Origin of the sequence: Ponticoccus litoralis (assembly GCF_039769985.1) — a bacterium.
GTDB classification, from domain to species: Bacteria; Pseudomonadota; Alphaproteobacteria; order Rhodobacterales; family Rhodobacteraceae; genus Ponticoccus; species Ponticoccus litoralis.
This window is the reverse complement of sequence record NZ_JBDNCH010000002.1, coordinates 720,408-739,281: the sequence shown is the minus strand read 5'-3', so window position 1 is coordinate 739,281 and position 18,874 is coordinate 720,408. Positions and strand designations below refer to the sequence as shown.

Annotated in this window: 20 protein-coding genes and 3 pseudogenes; 17 read left to right on the top strand and 6 right to left on the bottom strand. The window is 66.0% G+C overall.

Features of this window, described 5'->3' with window-relative positions; all coding sequences use genetic code 11:
• Positions 1-34 precede the first annotated feature (34 nt).
• Positions 35-535 carry a DUF3576 domain-containing protein gene (locus tag ABFB10_RS04660; protein WP_347165609.1) on the top strand — a complete coding sequence of 167 codons (501 nt, stop codon included), beginning with the start codon at positions 35-37 and terminating at the stop codon, positions 533-535.
• A gap of 73 nt (positions 536-608) precedes the next feature.
• Here the strand turns inward: ABFB10_RS04660 and ABFB10_RS04655 are convergent.
• Positions 609-1,869: pseudogene (locus ABFB10_RS04655) on the bottom strand (glycosyltransferase family 4 protein).
• Between the two features lie 294 nt (positions 1,870-2,163).
• Complete coding sequence (locus ABFB10_RS04650; protein ID WP_430522991.1) at positions 2,164-2,487, bottom strand: hypothetical protein; 324 nt, start codon at positions 2,485-2,487, stop codon at positions 2,164-2,166.
• A gap of 362 nt (positions 2,488-2,849) precedes the next feature.
• Between ABFB10_RS04650 and ABFB10_RS04645 the strand changes: the two are divergent.
• The 15 genes and pseudogenes from ABFB10_RS04645 (at position 2,850) to ABFB10_RS04575 (ending at position 11,613) form a co-directional block, all read left to right on the top strand.
• Positions 2,850-3,699: pseudogene (locus ABFB10_RS04645) on the top strand (HpcH/HpaI aldolase/citrate lyase family protein).
• Positions 3,700-3,735: 36 nt separating this feature from the next.
• Positions 3,736-4,281 carry an NnrU family protein gene (locus ABFB10_RS04640; RefSeq protein ID WP_347165607.1) on the top strand — a complete coding sequence of 182 codons (546 nt, stop codon included), beginning with the start codon at positions 3,736-3,738 and terminating at the stop codon, positions 4,279-4,281.
• Between the two features lie 15 nt (positions 4,282-4,296).
• Positions 4,297-4,500 (top strand): DUF1737 domain-containing protein, encoded by a 204-nt coding sequence (locus ABFB10_RS04635; RefSeq protein ID WP_347165606.1) that lies wholly within the window; start codon positions 4,297-4,299, stop codon positions 4,498-4,500.
• The gene (locus tag ABFB10_RS04630; RefSeq protein WP_347165605.1) at positions 4,497-5,525 is read left to right on the top strand and encodes a MaoC family dehydratase; all 1,029 of its coding nucleotides are present in this window, start codon (positions 4,497-4,499) and stop codon (positions 5,523-5,525) included. Before ABFB10_RS04635 ends, ABFB10_RS04630 begins: the two co-directional genes overlap by 4 nt.
• Before the next feature lie 126 nt (positions 5,526-5,651).
• Positions 5,652-5,855 (top strand): hypothetical protein, encoded by a 204-nt coding sequence (locus ABFB10_RS04625; RefSeq protein ID WP_347165604.1) that lies wholly within the window; start codon positions 5,652-5,654, stop codon positions 5,853-5,855.
• 235 nt (positions 5,856-6,090) lie between these two features.
• Complete coding sequence (gene sdhC, locus ABFB10_RS04620; RefSeq protein ID WP_347165603.1) at positions 6,091-6,480, top strand: succinate dehydrogenase, cytochrome b556 subunit; 390 nt, start codon at positions 6,091-6,093, stop codon at positions 6,478-6,480.
• A gap of 11 nt (positions 6,481-6,491) precedes the next feature.
• Complete coding sequence (locus ABFB10_RS04615; protein ID WP_347165602.1) at positions 6,492-6,746, top strand: succinate dehydrogenase/fumarate reductase transmembrane subunit; 255 nt, start codon at positions 6,492-6,494, stop codon at positions 6,744-6,746.
• Positions 6,706-6,864: a hypothetical protein gene (locus tag ABFB10_RS04610; protein ID WP_347165601.1), complete on the top strand. Its 159-nt coding sequence runs from the start codon at positions 6,706-6,708 to the stop codon at positions 6,862-6,864. Before ABFB10_RS04615 ends, ABFB10_RS04610 begins: the two co-directional genes overlap by 41 nt.
• Before the next feature lie 22 nt (positions 6,865-6,886).
• Complete coding sequence (gene sdhA / locus ABFB10_RS04605) at positions 6,887-8,692, top strand: succinate dehydrogenase flavoprotein subunit (protein ID WP_347165600.1); 1,806 nt, start codon at positions 6,887-6,889, stop codon at positions 8,690-8,692.
• The gene (locus ABFB10_RS04600) at positions 8,692-8,991 is read left to right on the top strand and encodes a hypothetical protein (RefSeq protein WP_347165599.1); all 300 of its coding nucleotides are present in this window, start codon (positions 8,692-8,694) and stop codon (positions 8,989-8,991) included. The genes sdhA and ABFB10_RS04600 overlap by 1 nt, the downstream gene beginning before the upstream one ends.
• 43 nt (positions 8,992-9,034) lie before the next feature.
• Positions 9,035-9,724 carry an FkbM family methyltransferase gene (locus ABFB10_RS04595; protein ID WP_347165598.1) on the top strand — a complete coding sequence of 230 codons (690 nt, stop codon included), beginning with the start codon at positions 9,035-9,037 and terminating at the stop codon, positions 9,722-9,724.
• Positions 9,721-10,041 (top strand): hypothetical protein, encoded by a 321-nt coding sequence (locus ABFB10_RS04590; RefSeq protein WP_347165597.1) that lies wholly within the window; start codon positions 9,721-9,723, stop codon positions 10,039-10,041. The genes ABFB10_RS04595 and ABFB10_RS04590 overlap by 4 nt, the downstream gene beginning before the upstream one ends.
• A 61-nt stretch (positions 10,042-10,102) precedes the next feature.
• Positions 10,103-10,885 (top strand): succinate dehydrogenase iron-sulfur subunit, encoded by a 783-nt coding sequence (locus tag ABFB10_RS04585; RefSeq protein WP_347165596.1) that lies wholly within the window; start codon positions 10,103-10,105, stop codon positions 10,883-10,885.
• 334 nt (positions 10,886-11,219) lie between these two features.
• On the top strand, positions 11,220-11,351 hold the full coding sequence (locus ABFB10_RS04580; RefSeq protein ID WP_347165595.1) for a hypothetical protein: 132 nt from the start codon (positions 11,220-11,222) through the stop codon (positions 11,349-11,351).
• A gap of 70 nt (positions 11,352-11,421) precedes the next feature.
• A complete protein-coding gene (locus ABFB10_RS04575) occupies positions 11,422-11,613 on the top strand; it encodes a hypothetical protein (protein WP_347165594.1) in 192 nt (63 codons plus the stop codon).
• A 38-nt stretch (positions 11,614-11,651) separates the two neighbouring features.
• On the opposite strand, the gene ABFB10_RS04570 is transcribed toward ABFB10_RS04575, so the two are convergent.
• The 4 genes from ABFB10_RS04570 to ABFB10_RS04555 form a co-directional block, all read right to left on the bottom strand.
• Complete coding sequence (locus ABFB10_RS04570; protein ID WP_347165593.1) at positions 11,652-12,290, bottom strand: acyl-homoserine-lactone synthase; 639 nt, start codon at positions 12,288-12,290, stop codon at positions 11,652-11,654.
• Positions 12,291-12,399: 109 nt separating this feature from the next.
• Complete coding sequence (locus ABFB10_RS04565) at positions 12,400-13,119, bottom strand: helix-turn-helix transcriptional regulator (RefSeq protein WP_347167930.1); 720 nt, start codon at positions 13,117-13,119, stop codon at positions 12,400-12,402.
• Between the two features lie 376 nt (positions 13,120-13,495).
• On the bottom strand, positions 13,496-14,782 hold the full coding sequence (ccrA, locus tag ABFB10_RS04560; RefSeq protein WP_347165592.1) for a crotonyl-CoA carboxylase/reductase: 1,287 nt from the start codon (positions 14,780-14,782) through the stop codon (positions 13,496-13,498).
• A 171-nt stretch (positions 14,783-14,953) separates the two neighbouring features.
• A complete protein-coding gene (locus tag ABFB10_RS04555) occupies positions 14,954-15,736 on the bottom strand; it encodes a 1-acyl-sn-glycerol-3-phosphate acyltransferase (RefSeq protein WP_347165591.1) in 783 nt (260 codons plus the stop codon).
• 921 nt (positions 15,737-16,657) lie between these two features.
• Here ABFB10_RS04555 and ABFB10_RS04550 point away from each other — a divergent pair.
• A pseudogene (locus ABFB10_RS04550) lies at positions 16,658-18,627 on the top strand (methylmalonyl-CoA mutase family protein).
• Positions 18,628-18,874: the final 247 nt, after the last annotated feature.

Sequence of the window (18,874 nt, the reverse complement as noted above, 5' to 3'; positions counted from 1 at the left end):
GGGTTCCGAACGATCCGAGGTGGGAGAGGGTGACATGCGCATTTCGCGACTCGTAACCGGCACGGCGCTGGTGATGGTGCTGGCGGTGACGGCGGGGTGCGGAAACCGGGCCGGACAGCCCGTGGAAACCCCCAGCGCCAATGAAATCCTCGACGAGATCGATATCGAGAAGGGCCGTCGCGCCCGCTCGCGGTCCACGATCTGGGATCTTTTCCGGGCCCGCGAAGACGCCGGACAGGTCGGCGCGGTCAACAAGTACATCTGGAACGCCTCGCTCGAAACGCTCGATTTCCTGCCGGTGCAGTCGGTCGATCCCTTCACCGGGGTCATCACCACCGGCTATGGCACGCCTCCGGGCGGCGGTCGGGCCTATCGCGCGACGATCTACGTCAGCGACCCGGCGCTGGATGCCCGCTCTTTGAACATTGCGCTGATGACCAACGCGGGCCCCGCGCCCGAGGCGACGGTGCGCGCCATCGAGGACGCCATCCTGACCCGTGCCCGCCAGCTGCGCGCGCAGGACGGTCGGATCTGAGGCGCCGAATTCTTCCAAAGAATTCGTCCCGTTTTCCTGGCAGGAAAACGCCCCTCTCAATCGGCATGTGCGGTCAGTCGCGCGGCGGACGTGGGGGCGTGTCGGCCAGCTGCATGACCCAGTCCACCTGTTTCGGCAGGCAGAGCCGCTGCAGGTCGTAGTGTTCCTGCGCGAAGGCGCGGGCCGTCCGGCCCAGCCCTGCGCGCGCCTCCGGGTCGTCAAGCAGCGCGGACAGCCGCTCGGTCAGTGCCTCGGTGTCGAAGAAATCGACCATCCAGCCGGTTTCGCCCTCTGACATGACCTCGCGCACCGGGTCGGTGTCGCTGGCGAGGATCGCGCAGCCCGCGCTCATTGCCTCCAGCAGGGACCAGGACAGCACGAAGGGGTAGGTCAGGTAGACATGCGCGCTGCTGACCTGCAGCATCGCGAGGAATCGCGCGTAGGGCACGCGGCCCGGGAAGTGCACGCGGTCCCAGTGCGGCGTGGGGATTCGGCCCCGCACCTCGTCGATGAAGATCTGCTTCCGGGTCTGCCCCTTCGGCGGGCGCGCCCCGTAAGAGGTGTCATCCCCGCCCAGCAGCACAACATGCGCGTTTGGCCGCCGCTTCAGGATGCCGGGCAGCGCCCGCATGAAGATGTGGTAACCCCGGTAGGGTTCGAGGTTGCGGTTGATGAAGGTGATGACCTCGTCGTCGCGGCTCAGCACCCTGCCGTCGTCGAGCGCAAGGCGGGCCTGCGGGTCGGGGCGCACCTGATCGGTGTCGATGCCGTCATGGGCGACGGTGATCTCGATCCTGCCAGTCCGCCGGGAAGGTCGAGGCCTGGAAGCGGGTGGGCGAGATACCCGCGTCCATGATCTCTTCGTGCAGGCGATTGTTGAGGTTCTTCAGCCGGATGCGCAGCCCGTCGATGTCCGGCGTGCGGCTGGGAAACTCGGGGTCGAAGTTCAGGAAGGGCTGTTGCGACAGGTGGTAAAGTTCGCAGTACAGGCCCAGCCGCGCCTTGGGCCAGACGTCCTTCAGAAACAGGCTTTCGCCCCAGCCGTGGTGGGCGCAGATGACATCCGGCTCGAACCCTTGCTGTTTCAGCGCCATGGCGCCCTGGTAGCAGGAGGTGCCGCGCAAGAGCTTGGTTTCGAAATCCGACAGCCAGGGGTGGATGCCCTGCGTGCTGGCGCCGCGAATGGCGTAGGGCACGATCTGCACGCCTTTCCAGCGTTGCGGTTCCTTGACCTTGCAGGTGAGGGCCACGACCTGATGGCCAAGGGCCACAAGCGCGGGCGCCAGGTGCTTGTATTGGCCGGGAAAATTCTGGTGGATCAGGAGGATCTTCATGGGCGCCCTTTCCGCTGGTCCCGGGACTCTTGCCACGGCGGAGGCGGGCGGGCCAAGGGGGAGGGCGCCCATCCGGCCCGGGGTGCGGCAGCGATGCCAGACCGCCGGGGCGAGCTGGCGCGGCCCCTGTCTGCGGCGCGGCCTTTCAGGAATGCAGGGGGACAGGTGGCTCGCCCCGGCCCGGGGCGGGGCGGCCCCGGGAAAGGGGCGAACGGAAAAGCCGGGCTCTCGCGCTTCGGCGCCAGCCCGGCTTGCGGCAATATGCTGGGCGGCGGGCCGCGGCCCGCGCCGGGGTCACGCGTCGTCGCCCTTGGGCGGCAGGGCCTCGGCCAGTTCCTCGAAGGCCTGCCCGCTGGCGACAAGGCAGGTGACGCCGTTTGTCATGGTCACCGTGATGGTCCAGGACCCCGAGTCGGGAGAGGCGAAGACCTCCATCACCGCATTGTTGGAGCCGAGCCCCATGCTTTGCCGCGTCTCGCCGTATTTCGTGGCCAGACGTTCCACCACCGTGTCGCGCGGGGCGCAATGGCGCATCGTCTGCTGGGCCTCCACAAGGGTTGCGGCGCCCAGCAGGATGCCCGCCGAGAGCATCCCCAGTTTCGCCAACTTGTCCGTCATCGTCGTCACCTTTCGGCTTGTACCGGTCGATGCGCCGCTTTGCGGGCCGGGCCGGTACGGATTGGGTCCTCTCAGATCCCCGGACGCCGGCCTTGTTGTCAGGCCCCGCGCCCCGGCCCGTTCTGAGCCATGCAGGCATCCTCATGCCGGGTCGCCTACCAGCCGGTTAACGCTGCGTGCGTTGCCTAAAATTCGCAGTATTTACCCTCTTCGCGGGCTCCCGAAGTCGGGCGAAAGGCGCTGACACCCTGCGCGGGTCCCCCGCACCCGAACGATTCTTCTGCACTGCGGCAATTTGGGCTTGAACTTTCCGGCAAGAAATGTGCATTTCATGCGCAATATTGTTGCGCATGGAGACTCGCATGGACATGGCCATCCGCCCCTACCGTTCCGTTCTCTACATCCCCGGCTCGCGAGAGCGGGCGCTGGAGAAAGCGCGCTCTTTGCCTGTGGACGCGGTGATCTTCGACCTTGAAGATGCGGTTGCCCCTGCGGAAAAGCCTGCCGCGCGGGACACGCTGAAGGCGGCGCTGGCGCAGTCCTATGGCAATCGGGTGCGGATCGTGCGGATCAACGGGCTGGACACCGAGTGGGGCGAGGCCGATGCCCGCGCCGCCGACGCCATGGACTGCGATGCCGTGCTGCTGCCCAAGGTCGAAAGCGCCGCGGATCTCGATGCGCTGGCCGCGCTGACCTCGAAGCCGCTCTGGGCGATGATGGAGACGCCGAAGGGCATGCTTGCCGCCGCCGAGATCGCCGCCCACCCGAGGCTTGCGGGCTTCGTCATGGGCACCAATGACCTTGCGAAAGAGCTGAACGCGCGCTTCCGCGCTGACCGCCTGCCGATGATGCCGGGGATCGGCCTGTGCCTGCTGGCCGCCAAGGCGCATGGCGTGGTCATCGTCGACGGTGTCTACAACGCCTTCAAGGATGCCGAGGGCCTGCGCGCCGAATGTGAACAGGGCCGCGACATGGGTATGGACGGCAAGACGCTGATCCACCCGGCGCAGGTCGAGGTGGCCAATGCGGCCTTTGCGCCGTCCGGGGCCGAAATCGACCTCGCGCGCCGCCAGATCGCGGCTTTCGAGACCGCCGAGAAAGAAGGGCAGGGGGTCGCCGTCGTCGATGGCAAGATCGTCGAGAACCTGCATGTCGAGACCGCCCGCAGGATGCTATCCAGTGGCAGAGGCCATTGCCGCGCTTGCGCAATAGGGTCTTTGTGGACGGGGTTAACATGAGGGATCGCCAATGCTGCTTCTGATTCTCGGTGTCGCGCTCTGGTGGGCGGCGCATCTGTTCAAACGGGTTGCCCCGGGCCTTCGCCAGCCCATGGGCGACAAGGGCAAGGGGGTGGTGGCGCTGGCGCTGGTGGCCTCCGTCCTGCTGATGATCTTCGGCTACCGCATGGCCGAGGGCGCCTTTTTCTGGGGCCGGCACCCCGCAACCGTGGGCATCAACAACCTGATGATGGTGGCCGCGCTCTATTTCACCTCGCCGGGGCCTGCAAAGGGCGCGCTGTTCTACCGGATGCGCCACCCGATGCTGACCGGCTTCCTGATCTGGACGCTGGCGCATCTGCTGGTGAACGGCGACGTGCCGTCCTTTGTTCTGTTCGGCGGGCTGGGCCTTTGGGCCGTGGTCGAGATGGCGGTGATCAACCGCGCCGAACCCGGCTGGGTGCCGCCTGCCAAGGGGGCGATCAAGAAGGACGCGATCTTCCTTGCCGCCTCGCTTGTGCTGCTTTTCGTCATCGGCATGATCCACGGCTTTCTCGGATATCAGGCCTTCGGCTAAACGACTGGAAAAACTATGAAACTTTACCGCTTCCTCTCCGAGGACGACACCTCGGCCTTCTGTCACAAGGTCACCGCGGCGCTGAACAAGGGCTGGACCCTCTACGGAGAGCCCACCTACGCCTTCGACGCCGCCAATGGCGTGATGCGCTGCGGGCAGGCCGTGGTGAAAGAGGTCGAGGGCACCTACACCCCCGAGATCAAGCTGGGAGAGCAGTGATGAAGACCAATCCGGGCCGCTTCTTCGAGGATTACAGTCTCGGTCAGGTGCTGGAGCACGCCGTGCCGCGCACCGTCTCTGGCGGAGAGCGGGCGCTGTACCATGCGCTCTACCCGGCGCGGCATGCGCTGTATTCCTCGGATGCCTTTGCGCAGGCCTGCGGGCTGAAGGCTGCGCCGATCGACGATCTTGCCGCCTTTCACGTGGTCTTCGGCAAGACCGTGCCGGACGTGTCGCTGAACGCCGTGGCCAACCTCGGCTATGCCGAGGGGCGCTGGCTGGCGCCGGTCTGGCCGGGGGACACGCTGCGGTCGGTGTCCGAGGTGATCGGGCTGAAGCAGAACTCGAACGGCAAGACCGGGGTGGTCTGGGTCCGCACCCGTGGCCTGAACCAGCATGACGCGGTGGTGATGGAATATTGCCGCTGGGTGATGGTGCGCAAGAAGGACGCGGACGCCCCCGCGCCCGAGACGGTGGTGCCGGATCTGAAGACGGTGCTGGCGCCCGGGGATCTGGTGATCCCCGAGGGGCTGGATTTCACCGGCTACGACTTCACGCTGGCCGGAGAGCCGCACCGCTGGGGCGACTACGAGATCGGCGAGACCATCGACCACGTCGACGGCGTGACCGTCGAGGAGGCCGAGCACATGCTCGCCACGCGGCTTTGGCAGAACACCGCCAAGGTGCACTTCGACCTGACCTTCCGCCCCGAGGGGCGGCTGATCTACGGCGGGCATGTGATCTCGATGGCCCGCGCGCTGTCCTTCAACGGGCTGGCCAATGCGCAGATGATCGTCGGCCTGAACGGCGGCGCCCATGCCAATCCCTGCTTTGCGGGGGATACGGTGAAGGCCTGGACAGAGGTGCTGGACAAGGCCGAGACCGCGGCGCCCGGCGTCGGGGCAATCCGCCTGCGGCTGGTGGCCACGAAGGGCGGAGAGCCCTTTGTCCTGAAGGGCGACGACGGGCGCTACAGCCCCGAGGTGCTGCTGGATCTGGACTACTGGGCGCTGATGCCGCTGTAGGCCGGGAGGGGGTGCGCAAGGGGCATCCCCCGCACCTGTGACATTTCCGTGGTCGGCTCGTTAACCATTGCGTAGAATATGCGACAGGGGAGAGATTCGACGCATACAAAACTGGGGGTGCTCTTGATGAGCCTGAACCTGCCGCAAACCTCCGACGAGGTTCTCTGTCTTCCCGATGGGGACATTCCGAACACCATCCGCTCTCTGGCCGACCGCCGTGCGCTCTCTGGGCTTATGGGCAAGCTGCACCGCGATCTCGGCTCGCAGGACGACGCGCTGAAACGCAAGGCCAAGGCCGCGCTGCGCAAGATGGGCTTCCCCGAGGATTGAGAGCCGGCGGGCCATTGCCCGACCGAATCCGTCATGATCACCCCCCGCCGATGGCAAACCGGCGGGAGTCTGCTTTGGCGCCGAATGTGTGATCACGCCGGCAGAGGGTGTGATCACAACGCGACGATTTTCGCGAATTGCGCCCAAAAACCGCGCCGCAGTGCCGCACCCACGGGTGACAGTGGTGTAAAAAGCGATAGAACGACACCAACGGACCCCAACCCAGGATATCCTCATGGCTGATGTGAACCGGGGCAATCGCCCGCTTTCTCCCTTCATGATCGGGCAGTACTACCGCCCGCAGATGACCTCCATGTCTTCAATCATGGTGCGCATCACCGGGCTGATCACGCTGGGCGTCGCCGTGCTGCTGGCCATCTGGCTGCTTGCGGCGGCCTCCTCGGACGAGGCCTTCGCGCTGGTCGACGGCCTGCTGCTCAGCCTTCTGGGCAACCTCGTGCTGTTCATCGGGTCGTGGGCGATCTGGTACCACATGCTGGGACGGCTGCGGCACGTGATCTGGGACTTCGGATATTGCCTCGACGTCGAGACCTCCGAGTACATGGGCTGGGGCATGTTCATCGGCGCCACGCTGCTGGCGCTCTTCACGGCAATCGCGATCTGAAGGGGGTCATCATGCGTTATCTGACAGACCGCAAGCGGGCCACCGGCCTCGGCGCCTCGGGGCAGGGCACCCAACACCACTACCAGATGCTGATCTCGTCGATCCTGATGGTCGTGGTCGTACCGCTTTTCGTCATTACCTTCGGCGCCGGCATGGGCGGCACCCGCGAAGAGGTCATCGCCTACTTCTCGCGGCCACTGGCCCGCCATCGTCACCGGCCTTGGCATGGTCGTGATCCTCAACCACGTGAAGAACGAGGCGCATGAGGCGATCGAGGACTACATGCACGGCATGGCAGAGCGCTTCGCGCTGATCGCCACCTCGGCGCTGACTTATACGCTGATGGCCATGGGGCTGTTCGCCCTCGTGAAAATCGCCCTCTGACGCGCGACAGGAAAGAACCACTATGACTGCTTCATACGAATACGAGACGCATGATTATGACGTCGTGGTCGTGGGTGCCGGCGGCGCCGGGCTGCGCGCGACGCTGGGCATGGCCGAGCAGGGCCTGCGCACGGCCTGCGTGACCAAGGTCTTCCCGACGCGCTCGCATACCGTCGCGGCACAGGGCGGCATCGCCGCCTCGCTGTCGAACATGGGGCCCGACAACTGGCAGTGGCACATGTACGACACCGTCAAGGGGTCCGACTGGCTGGGCGACACCGACGCCATGGAATACCTCGCCCGCGAGGCGCCCAAGGCGGTCTACGAGCTGGAGCACTACGGCGTGCCGTTCAGCCGCACCGAAGAGGGCAAGATCTACCAGCGACCCTTCGGCGGCCACACCACCGAGTTCGGTGAAGGCCCCCCGGTGCAGCGCACCTGCGCCGCCGCCGACCGCACCGGCCACGCCATCCTGCACACGCTGTATGGCCAGTCGCTGAAGCAGAAGGCCGAGTTCTACGTCGAATACTTCGCCATCGACCTGCTGATGGAGGACGGCGTCTGCAAGGGCGTCCTCTGCTGGAAGCTGGACGACGGCACGATGCATGTCTTCAACGCCAAGATGGTCGTTCTGGCAACCGGCGGTTACGGGCGTGCCTATTTCTCCGCCACCTCGGCGCACACCTGCACCGGCGACGGCGGCGGCATGGTGGCCCGCGCCGGTCTGCCGCTTCAGGACATGGAATTCGTGCAGTTCCACCCGACCGGCATCTACGGTTCCGGCTGCCTGATCACCGAAGGCGCGCGGGGCGAGGGCGGCTACCTGACGAACTCCGAGGGCGAGCGCTTCATGGAACGCTACGCGCCGACCTACAAGGACCTCGCGCCGCGTGACTATGTCAGCCGCTCCATGACCATGGAGATCCGCGAGGGCCGGGGCGTCGGCAAGGACGGCGACCACATCCACCTGAACCTCTCGCACCTGCCCGCCGAGGCGCTGGCAGAGCGTCTGCCGGGCATCTCGGAATCGGCCAAGATCTTCGCGGGCGTCGATGTGACCAAGGAACCGATCCCGGTCCTGCCCACCGTGCACTACAACATGGGCGGCATCCCGACGAACTACTGGGGCGAGGTGCTGAACCCGACCGAGGACAACCCGACCGCCATCGTGCCGGGCCTGATGGCCGTGGGTGAGGCAGGCTGTGCGTCGGTGCACGGCGCCAACCGCCTTGGGTCGAACTCGTTGATCGACCTCGTCGTCTTCGGCCGCGCCGCCGCGATCCGCGCCGGCCAGGTGGTTGACCGCGAAGGCGCGGTGCCGGTGGCGCCCAAGGGCGAGATCGACAAGGCCTTCGCCCGCTTCGACGGCCTGCGCCATGCCGAGGGCGGCGTGCCCACGGCAGAGTTGCGTCTGGAGATGCAGAAGACCATGCAGCGCGACGCCGCCGTCTTCCGCACCGCCGAGACCATGGCCGAGGGTGTCGAGGCGATGACCGCCATCGCCGCAAAGATGGACGACCTGAAGGTCACCGACCGCAGCCTCGTCTGGAACTCGGACCTGATGGAAACGCTGGAACTGACGAACCTGATGCCCAACGCCCTGGCGACCATCGTCGGCGCCGAGGCGCGCAAGGAATCGCGCGGCGCCCATGCGCACGAGGACTTCTCGGAGCGGGACGACGAGAACTGGCGCGTCCACACCGTTGCCCGTGTCGATGGAAACAACGTCGCGCTGAGCTATCGTCCTGTCATCGTCGATCCGTTGACGAACGAGGAACAGGGCGGGATTTCGTTGCAGAAGATCGCCCCGAAAGCGAGGACTTTCTGATGACGAAGACCCTGATTGCAGCCGCCGCCCTGACCGCCGCCTCTGCCCTTCCGGCACTGGCGAACGGCTATGGCACCGTATCCCAGACCTGCTACGCAGAGGCCGAGGCCAATGCCTACAGCGGGTCGAAATACGGCTATCAGGTGCGCTACAATCAGATCCTTCAGGACTGCATGGCGCGCGGCACGCACCGCGCGCCGTTGCGGCAGAAGCCCGTGAACCTCGTCCACGTTCCGTTGCCCGGCTGCGTGCCGGGCGCGCCGAAGATGTACAGGGGCACGCTCTATTGCTTGAACTGACCGCATGCCACAGGGCCTGCCCGGGGCGTCGGGGGGCATCCACATGACCCCCGAGCTTCGCCGCGCCCTGCGGCGTGAAGGGCTGGTCGCGGTGCGCAACCGCGAAGGGGCGGACCATCTGCGCGGCTACGGCTTTGCGCCCGATGTCGTCGTGGATGTGGGTGTCCACAGGGGCACGCCGCATCTCTACGATGCCTTTCCGAACACGAAATTCGTGCTGGTCGACCCCCGGGCGGAGGTGGCGGAAGACCTGTCAACCGCGCCCGCCGACTATGACTTTCATGCCTGCGCCGCCGGTCCCGCGGCGGGCCGGATGGATTTGCGGATACCGGTGACGAAGCACGGCACCGACGGCGCCATGGCGGGCTTCCGCGAGATCGCCGGCCCGATGGCGCGGCGGGTGCAATCGGTCGAGACCCGCTCGGTCGAGGTGCGGCGGCTGGACCAGATCATGCAGGCCTACCCGGGCCGTGTCGGTCTGAAGATCGACACCGAAGGCTTCGAGCTGGACGTCCTTCAGGGTGCGCCCGAGACGCTTGCCCGGACCGAGTTTGCCATTCTGGAACTGTCGCTCAGCCAGCGGTTCGAGGGGGTGGCGCCGCCCAGCCGGGTGATCGCGGCCCTTGCTGCGGCGGGGCTGGAATTCCGCGATGTCCTGTCGCTGCCCGGGGACGGGCGCGGCGGTGCCGCACCGCGTTACGTCGATGCTCTGTTTGCAAGGTGGCCTTCATGAAAAAAGCCCTTCTTCTGATCCTCGCGCTTGGCGCCTGTACGGCCCAGTCGCAGGATACCATCGCCCGCGAGGCGGCCCGGTCCACCGTCAATCGCGTGGTAGTCGAGCGCTTCCCCGGCGTGCCGGTGCAGCCCGCCATCGACTGCGTGATCGACAATGCCTCTGCCCAGCAGATCTATGCGCTGGCCGTGGACACGGTCGGAGGGCCCACGGAAAGCTCGATCCAGATCGTTTCCGAGATCGCGGCCCGGCCCGAGACGCTGTCCTGCCTTGCCAACCGCGGGTTGCCCGCGCTGCTTCAGGGGGCGCTCCGGTGACCCCTTCGACCCCCGCCCCAGCCCGTTTCGTCAAGAACACCCCAGCCAGGAGGTAGAACTCATGGTCCAATTCACTCTCCCCAAGAATTCCCGCATCCGCACGGGCAAGACCTGGCCGAAGCCGGACGGCGCGACCAACGTCCGCAAGTTCCAGATCTATCGCTGGAACCCCGACGACGGCGACAACCCGCGGGTGGATACCTATTTCCTCGATATGGACGCCTGCGGCCCGATGGTCCTGGACGCGCTCATCAAGATCAAGAACGAGGTCGACCCGACGCTGACCTTCCGCCGGTCCTGCCGCGAGGGGATCTGCGGGTCCTGCGCGATGAACATCGACGGGATCAACACGCTGGCCTGCATCTACGGCCTCGACGAGGTCGAGACCGAGACCGTCAAGATCTACCCGCTGCCGCACATGCCGGTGGTCAAGGACCTGATCCCGGACCTGACGCATTTCTATGCCCAGCACGCCAGCATCATGCCCTGGCTGGAAACCAAGACCAACCGCCCGGCGAAAGAGTGGAAGCAGTCCATCGAGGACCGCAAGAAGCTGGACGGCCTTTATGAATGCGTGATGTGCGCCTCCTGCTCGACCGCTTGCCCCAGCTACTGGTGGAACGGCGACCGCTACCTTGGACCCGCAGCCCTGCTGCACGCCTACCGCTGGATCATCGATTCGCGTGACGAGGCGACGGGTGAGCGGCTGGACAACGTCGAAGACCCGTTCAAGCTGTACCGCTGCCACACCATCATGAACTGCGCCAAGACCTGCCCGAAGGGCCTGAACCCCGCAGAGGCGATCGCGAACATCAAGCAGATGCTGGTGGAACGCGCGCACTGACAGGGGACGATCGATGTGCCCGCAAAAGCCCGGAGGCGCCAAAAGCGTCTCCGGGTTTTTTCGTGCGTGGAGGCATTACATCGCGCCTCCGGCACCGGGCGAAAGCGCATAGGTCCCGTGGTGCCGGGGCGCCCGAAACCGGGTGCCGGGATGGCGGCTTGCGGGGGGCATGCGGCGCGGGCAGGGGGTGCGCCGGGCGTCCTGAGAGGGGGTGACGCAGCGTCCGCTTTGCACTGCGCGCAAGGCGAGATTGCGTCTTTCTGCGGTGCAGCGAAAGAGAGCCGGGACTATCTGTCAGGCAGGGAGGGGAGACGCCAGACGGAAAGGCACCCCGATGCAAGAGCAAAAGAAAATCACCGCGCAGGAAGCCCTTCGGATTCTCGAAGACAGCCTGTCCTATTTCACCCCCGAAGCCCGCAAGCCCTCGACCGCGCCGGTCTACGAAGACCTGCCCGTCGCCGCCTGAGGGCCTTGCCGACGGACCGGATACGCTGGCCGGGACTTGTCAGTCCCGGCGCATGCGACAGGTCTGCGCCATGTTAGTACTTGTCGGGCTGATCGCGGCCTTCATCCTGGTGGCGGTGTTTTCCAATCGCCGGACCCGCTTGTGCCGCTGGCGCGAGCAAAGGGGGCAGAGCGGCAGCCAGTGGATGTGCATCCATTGCGGCGCGCGTGTCGATGGCCAGAAGGCCACCCCGCCCGACGCCTGCTTTCGAAACGACGGCTGAGGCCACTGCGGGCAAAACGCGCCCTGCAGGGACGGGCCTCAGGCGGCCACCACCTGCCTTGCAGAGATGACCGAGCCGAAAGAGCGCTCGAACCAGCGGCGCGACATGTCGGGCGTGATCCCGGCGGCCCGCGCCACCTCGGCCTGCGCCTCGGGCGTGAATTCCCACAGACCGACGCTTATCCGCGCGCGGCCTGCGCCCTCGCTGCCCAGCACCTCGGGTGAAGAGCCGATACGGCGGTAGATCCGCACCATGCGCGCGTCGAAGACGCCGACATAATGCGCCACGCCGAATTGCTGCATGACCTCGCCCCCCGCCAGCATCAGCGCCGCCGCGACGCCGGGCTTCGCGCCCCGGGCAAGGCAGAAGCGGGTGCATTCCCAGATCACCGGGCTGGAGATACGGGTGCCCCCCGTCAGCTGCGGAAAGTGGTCGTTGACCATGGTCCGCCCCGTCGTGGGCAGCAGCCGCATCGACCCGCCATGTGTGCCGTCGGCCTCTTCCCAGATGACATACAGCGGATTTTCGGCGTCGTATTCGTCGCGCTCGAACCCGGCCTCGTCGACCGTGACGTCCCAGCCGAGGCGTGTCTTGAACTGGTTGGCGCGGTCGCGGAACATGCCGTCGCGCAGTTGCGGGAAGAGGGGCAGGTCGTGTCCGTAGATATAGCGGATCATGGGGGGCTCCCGTCAGTGGATATGTGACGGGTCCAGATTTTCGCCTCGACGGTTAACGGAAACGAACCGGGGCGCGCGCTGGTCCTACCGCGGGTTTACCCTGCGGGGTTCAGACCATGATCACACCCCGGCTGAGCGCCCGCGCGACGGCATGTGTCGTGTTCAAGGCCCCCAGCTTGTGCCGCGCGCTTTCGACGTAGACCCGCAGCGTATGTTCGGAAATCGACAGCGTGTCCGCCGCCTGCGCCCGGCTGTAGCCCACCGCCAGCAGCGTCATCGCCTCGATCTCTCGCGGCGAAAGCGGCTGCGCGGCCTCTGGCCGGCGCCCCGGTTCGAACTCCAGCGCCTTCTGGTTGAAGAAATGCGCCAGCAGGATCAGGTCGCGGCGGTTCCCCTCTGTGAAGCTCTGCCAGTCGTCGTCGCCGCAGGAGTGGTTGAGCGAGAAGATCGCGAATTGTCCGTTCGGCCCCCGGATCGGAATGGAATACCCCTGATTGCCGACACCGTGCGCGATTGCGTCCTGTATAAAGGCCCGGGCGGCGCGGCTTGACCAGTCCAGCCGTTTCCAGTCGACCGGGTGAAAGCGCTGGTAGCAGCCGATCACCACCGGATCGACGCGCAGATAGCCCTTTTCGACGTAGCGATTGACCCATTCGATGTCATAGGTGCCGCAGCCGTATTGCTGCCCATTGGCATTGACCCAGTGGTAGACGATATTGTCGGCCCCCAGCCTGTCGCGCAGGTCCTCGATGGCGCCTTGCAGGTCGCTCAGGCTTTCAGCGGACTCCAGCCGCTCGATCAGCCCGTCCAGGCGAACTGTCGTCCCCAACAAACCCAAGCCGCTTACCCTCCGCCAGAGACGCAAGCTCTGCCTGAGCGACCAAGCCCGCATCGTCCAGTTGTGCCGCCAGGGACGGCAGTCCGTTGGACCGCGCGAAGGTTTTCAGATCCGCCAATACGTCCAGTATCCAGTCATGTCCCATGGCAAGCCTCGTCTACAGATGGTTAACGAACGATTAACTCAACTATAGCATGCCGCGCTTCCGGGTCGTATTCGCGGAATCTTACTCCCCCAAAATGGCGGGGGGACGATCCGGCAAGCCCCTGATGCGGCTTCGGCCATCCCCCGGACACGAAGACGCCCGCGTCGCCGGGGGCGATCTGCGGGCGTCCATGAGTGTCGCGACAGTTTACGTCTTCGCGTCTTACTTCTTCGCGTCCAGCGCATCTTCCAGCGTGCGCAGGCCGGTCTTCGGGGCCTGCACCAGCACCGCCATGTTGCCGGGCTTGTGCTCGTTGTTCAGCATCTTGGTATGCGCCGCCGGGATCTCTGCCCAGGGGAAGACCTCGGACATGCAGGGGTCGAGGCGCCGCTCGATCATCAGCCGGTTGGCCGAGGCCGCCTGTTGCAGGTTGGCGAAGTGCGAGCCCTGCAGGCGCTTCTGGTGCATCCACATGTAGCGCACGTCGAAGGTGCAGTTGAAGCCGCTGGTGCCCGCGCAGATCACGACCATGCCGCCCTTCTTCACCACGAGGGCAGAGACCGGGAAGGTCGCCTCGCCCGGGTGTTCGAAGACCATGTCGACGTTGTTGCCCTTGCCGGTGATGTCCCAGATCGCCTTGCCGAACTTGCGCGCCTCTTTCAGCCACGCGTTGTATTCCGGCGAGTTCACCGTGGGCAGCTGACCCCAGCAGTTGAAGTCCTTGCGGTTGATGACACCCTTGGCGCCCTGATCCATCACGAACTGGCGCTTGCTCTCGTCCGAGATAACGCCGATGGCGTTGGCGCCCGCCGTGTTCGCCAGCTGGATCGCGTAAGAGCCAAGGCCACCCGAGGCACCCCAGACCAGCACGTTCTGGCCGGGGCGCAGTTCGTGCGGCTGGTGGCCGAAGAGCATCCGGTAGGCGGTGGCCAGCGTCAGCGTGTAGCAGGCGGCTTCTTCCCAGGTCAGGTGCTTGGGACGCGGCATCAGCTGCTGCGCCTGCACCTTGGTGAACTGCGCGAAAGAGCCGTCGCCGGTCTCGTAGCCCCAGATCCGCTGGCTGGGCGAGAACATCGGGTCGCCGCCGTTGCAGTGCTCGTCGTCGCCGTCGTCCTGGTTGCAGTGGATCACGACCTCGTCGCCCACCTTCCAGTTCTTGACCTTGTCACCGACGGCCCAGACGATGCCCGAGGCATCGGAACCGGCGATGTGGAAATCCTGCCCGTGCACGTCGAAGGGGCTGATCGGCACCCCCTTGCCGGCCCAGACGCCGTTGTAGTTCACGCCGGCGGCCATCACCAGAACAAGGACCTCGTGGCTGTCGATGGTCCATGTATCGACAACTTCCTGCTGGAACGAGGTTTCGGGGTCGCCGTGGCGCTCGCGGCGGATCGCCCAAGCGTACATCTTCTTGGGCACGTAGCCCATCGGCGGCATTTCACCGATCTCGTAGAGGTCTTTTTCCGGCGCGTCGTACTGGGCGATGCCCGTTTGCGTGTCCAGTGCCATGGCGGCCTCCTGCTTGAACCAACCTTTGAATGTGATGCGGCTCCGCAGCGCGGATTCGCGGGTTGACCCATCGAATACGCGGGCTTGCGCAACATTGCAACCATCCGAACGTCTAGTTTGTAATTTTATGACCGAGCGGATGCAGAAAATCCTTTGCGTGCGCAGCAGAGTTTACGCTTCAGGCGACCGCCGGGCCAGGAAGAGATGCGCGATGGAGCGGGCGTAGAAGCCCGCAAGCGCCTGTTTTTCAGGGGCGACCGCCAGCAGGCCGCCGTTTTCCACGACGATGCCGCGCTCTGTCAGCATCCGCAGGCCGACCTGTGCGGCATAGGCGCTGTCGGCGCGCGGCAGATGGATGTGGCAGCCCTCCAGCAGGGTGCAGGCCGCGGCGAAGGCGCCGGGCAGATCCTCGGCCCGGCGCGGCTTTTCCAGCAGCAGATGCGCCACCAGCGGCACCGGAAGCACCGGCACATTGCGGGCGATCTCTGCCAGCAGGCGCTCTGCGAGGGCAGCGGCATCCGCCGCCAGCGCCGGGTCCGCGCGCAGCGACAGCGGGCGGCCAAAGCTGACCGCCGCATAGCCGAAGCGGTGAAACCGTCCCGTCACCCGCAGCCAGAGCTGCTTCAGCGTGGCCAGCGTGACATGGGTGATCGAGGCCTCGAACCGCCGCGTGCCGCTTTCCCCGGCGCCGATCAGAACGGTGTCTTCCAGAACCCGGTCGTAGTTCAGCGCCACCGGCACAAAGACCACGTCCCGCGCGGCAAGGTCGAGATCGTCGGTGATGTAGCGCAGCAGCCCAAGCTTCGGAGGCTGAAGGCCGCCGTCCAGCGACAGCCCGCCCTCGGGAAAGATCGCCTGCGTGACGCCGCCGCTGGTGGACATCTGGACGTAGCGCCGCAACACCCGCCGATAGAGGTCGTCGCGCGACCGCCGCCGGATGAAATAGGCCCCCATGGAGCGGATCAGCCGCGACAGCGGCCAGACCTCGGGCCCATTCGCCCACCGCGTAGGACAGCGCAGAGCGGTCCGCGACCAGATGCGTGACCAGCACGTAATCCATGTTGGACCGGTGGTTGATGACGAAGACCAGCGTCGCCTCGGGGGCGATCCCGGCCAGCTCCTGCGGGTCGTGATGGCCCAGCCGCACCCGGTACAGCGCGTTCGACAGCCAGCGCGCGCCGCGCACACCCCAGCCGAAATAGGCGAAGGCCGAGAAGGACGGCACGATTTCCTGCGCGTAGCGCCGGGCGCGTTCAAAGGCCACGTCCTCGCGGACGCCTTCCTGCCCGGCATGGTCAAGGATCGCCCGGGTGACGTCCGGGTGGTAGAGGACGCGCTGGATCAGGTCGTAGCGCCTGAGCAGCTTGAAGGGTTCGATGGGGCGCTGAAGGCGGCTGTTCAGGCGCCGCACCAGACGCTCTGCCCGGCGGCGAAAGAACCAGCGGACAGAGGGAAAGAAGAAATGCGTGACAAAGCTGATCGCGGCGAAAAGCAGGATCAGCAGCAAAAGCCAGAGCGGGAGCGTGACGGTGACCATGGCGCGGACCGTGGCAGGCTGGCCGGGGCCGCGCAAGACAGGGCTGCGCGTCCCGGGCGTGCCGCCCGTACCAGACCGCTTGCGACGCGGCGGCACATCCGGTGCGACCGCCCTGCGTCCCGGTCCGCGCTTGGTGGCGCGCGCCCGTTGCAAATGCGGGCCCGTCAGGCGCGTCGGCCCCGGCGGGACCAAAGAGCCGCTGTGCAACGCGTCGCGGCGGGCCTATGCTGCGCCTGCACTCGCTGCATTGCGGCGGATTGACAGGGTCATATTGTTTCGAATATGCCATTTCAAGCGCAATAAGGTTGCTGGCGAGAATCCCGCCGTTGGAGGCCCGAATGACCGAGACCCCTTCCCGAGACAAACCCTGGCTCATCCGCACCTATGCGGGGCATTCCACGGTACCGAAAAGTCCAATGCGCTGTACCGCTCTAACCTTGCCAAGGGTCAGACCGGCCTCTCTGTCGCCTTCGACCTGCCCACGCAGACCGGCTATGACAGCGACCACATTCTGGCCCGGGGCGAGGTCGGCAAGGTTGGCGTCCCGGTCTGTCACCTGGGCGACATGCGCGCGCTGTTTCAGGATATTCCGCTGGAGCAGATGAACACCTCGATGACGATCAACGCCACGGCGCCCTGGCTGCTGTCGCTCTATATCGCGGTGGCGGAAGAGCAGGGCGCCGACATCACCAAGCTGAACGGCACGGTGCAGAACGACCTGATCAAGGAATACCTGTCGCGCGGCACCTATATCTGCCCGCCGAAGCCCTCGCTGAAGATGATCGGGGACGTGGCCGAATATTGCTATCACCACGTTCCCAAGTGGAACCCGATGAACGTCTGTTCCTACCACCTGCAAGAGGCGGGCGCGACGCCCGAGCAGGAACTGGCCTTTGCCCTGGCCACCGCCGTCGCGGTGCTGGACGAGCTGAAGCCGCGCGTCGCGGCAGAGGATTTCCCGGCGCTTTGCGGACGGATCTCGTTCTTCGTCAATGCGGGCATCCGCTTTGTCACCGAGCTGTGCAAGATGCGCGCCTTCGTCGATCTCTGGGACGAGATCCTGCTGGAGCGCTACGGCGTCGAAGAGGCCAGGTTCCGGCGCTTCCGCTATGGCGTGCAGGTGAACTCTCTCGGCCTGACGGAACAGCAGCCCGAGAACAACGTCTACCGGATCCTGATCGAGGCGCTGGCGGTCACCCTGTCCAAGAATGCCCGCGCTCGCGCCGTCCAGTTGCCCGCATGGAACGAGGCGCTTGGCCTGCCGCGCCCACGGGACCAGCAATGGTCGATGCGCATGCAGCAGATCCTGGCCTACGAAACCGACCTTCTGGAATACGACGACCTCTTCGACGGCAACCCGGCGGTGGACCGCAAGGTCGCGGCGCTGAAAGAGGGCGCACGGGCGGAACTGGCCAATATCGAGGGCATGGGCGGTGCCATCGGGGCGATCGACTACATGAAGGGCCGCCTGGTGGAATCCAACGCCGACCGTGTCAACAAGGTCGAACGCGGCGAGACGGTGGTCGTGGGCGTGAACCGCTGGACCGAAAGCGAACGCTCGCCGCTGGTGGGCGAGGACGGCGGCATCATGACGGTCGATCCGGGCGTCGAGGCCGATCAGGTGGCGCGCCTGACCGCCTGGAAGGCAGAGCGTGACAGCGCCGCCGTCGCCGAGGCCCTGAGCGCCCTGCGCGCCGCCGCCGCGGCTGGCGAGAACGTCATGCCGGCCTCTGTCGCCTGTGCGAAGGCGGGGGTGACGACCGGCGAATGGGCCGGAGAGATGCGCGCCGCCCATGGCGAGTATCGCGGCCCGACCGGCGTTTCCAGATCCGTCTCGAACAAGACCGAGGGGCTGGAGGACATCCGCGAGGCCGTCGATGCGGTCAGCGACCGGCTGGGCCGCCGCCTGCGCTTCCTCGTGGGCAAGCCGGGTCTCGACGGCCATTCCAACGGCGCCGAGCAGATCGCCTTCCGCGCCCGCGATTGCGGGATGGAGATCGACTACGAGGGCATCCGCCTGACCCCCGAACAGATCGTCGAGGCCGCGAAGGAGGGCGCGCATGTGGTCGGGCTTTCGATCCTCTCGGGCTCACATATCCCGCTGGTCGAGGAGGTCGTGGCGCGGATGCGCGAGGCGGGGCTGACGGAGGTTTCGCTGATCGTCGGCGGGATCATTCCCGAGGAGGACGCCCGCCGCCTTCTGGCGATGGGCGTGGCGCGGGTCTATACGCCAAAGGATTTCGAACTGAATACCATCATGCGCGATATCGTGACGCTGGCCGATCCCAGATCCGTCGCGGCGGAGTAGCGGCCAGCCCCTGCGACCGGCGCCTGTGGTGCCGGATCGCAGGAAATTCCGGCGCTCCGCCGGGCCAGCTTGCGCGCCGCTTCACCGGCGTTTCGACCGTCCGATCCGCTGGATAGGGCGGTTTTCCTGATTCGTCCCACCCGGACAGGGGGATTGCCGGCAATGCTGCGATCCCCCCGCTTATGCCCGTCAAAGTGTCGGCTTTCCGCCGATCGGCCTCGGAATACCCCGTTTTCCGGGACAATTC

Bases quoted from the DNA above. Each gene is read 5' to 3' on its own strand.
- ABFB10_RS04660 (WP_347165609.1), top strand. From the start codon at position 35: ATGCGCATTTCGCGACTCGTAACCGGCACGGCGCTGGTGATGGTGCTG.
- ABFB10_RS04650 (WP_430522991.1), bottom strand. From the start codon at position 2,487: ATGACGGACAAGTTGGCGAAACTGGGGATGCTCTCGGCGGGCATCCTG.
- ABFB10_RS04640 (WP_347165607.1), top strand. From the start codon at position 3,736: ATGCTGCTTCTGATTCTCGGTGTCGCGCTCTGGTGGGCGGCGCATCTG.
- ABFB10_RS04635 (WP_347165606.1), top strand. From the start codon at position 4,297: ATGAAACTTTACCGCTTCCTCTCCGAGGACGACACCTCGGCCTTCTGT.
- ABFB10_RS04625 (WP_347165604.1), top strand. From the start codon at position 5,652: ATGAGCCTGAACCTGCCGCAAACCTCCGACGAGGTTCTCTGTCTTCCC.
- sdhC (WP_347165603.1), top strand. From the start codon at position 6,091: ATGGCTGATGTGAACCGGGGCAATCGCCCGCTTTCTCCCTTCATGATC.
- ABFB10_RS04615 (WP_347165602.1), top strand. From the start codon at position 6,492: ATGCGTTATCTGACAGACCGCAAGCGGGCCACCGGCCTCGGCGCCTCG.
- ABFB10_RS04610 (WP_347165601.1), top strand. From the start codon at position 6,706: ATGGTCGTGATCCTCAACCACGTGAAGAACGAGGCGCATGAGGCGATC.
- sdhA (WP_347165600.1), top strand. From the start codon at position 6,887: ATGACTGCTTCATACGAATACGAGACGCATGATTATGACGTCGTGGTC.
- ABFB10_RS04600 (WP_347165599.1), top strand. From the start codon at position 8,692: ATGACGAAGACCCTGATTGCAGCCGCCGCCCTGACCGCCGCCTCTGCC.
- ABFB10_RS04595 (WP_347165598.1), top strand. From the start codon at position 9,035: ATGACCCCCGAGCTTCGCCGCGCCCTGCGGCGTGAAGGGCTGGTCGCG.
- ABFB10_RS04590 (WP_347165597.1), top strand. From the start codon at position 9,721: ATGAAAAAAGCCCTTCTTCTGATCCTCGCGCTTGGCGCCTGTACGGCC.
- ABFB10_RS04585 (WP_347165596.1), top strand. From the start codon at position 10,103: ATGGTCCAATTCACTCTCCCCAAGAATTCCCGCATCCGCACGGGCAAG.
- ABFB10_RS04580 (WP_347165595.1), top strand. From the start codon at position 11,220: ATGCAAGAGCAAAAGAAAATCACCGCGCAGGAAGCCCTTCGGATTCTC.
- ABFB10_RS04575 (WP_347165594.1), top strand. From the start codon at position 11,422: ATGTTAGTACTTGTCGGGCTGATCGCGGCCTTCATCCTGGTGGCGGTG.
- ABFB10_RS04570 (WP_347165593.1), bottom strand. From the start codon at position 12,290: ATGATCCGCTATATCTACGGACACGACCTGCCCCTCTTCCCGCAACTG.
- ccrA (WP_347165592.1), bottom strand. From the start codon at position 14,782: ATGGCACTGGACACGCAAACGGGCATCGCCCAGTACGACGCGCCGGAA.
- ABFB10_RS04555 (WP_347165591.1), bottom strand. From the start codon at position 15,736: ATGGGGGCCTATTTCATCCGGCGGCGGTCGCGCGACGACCTCTATCGG.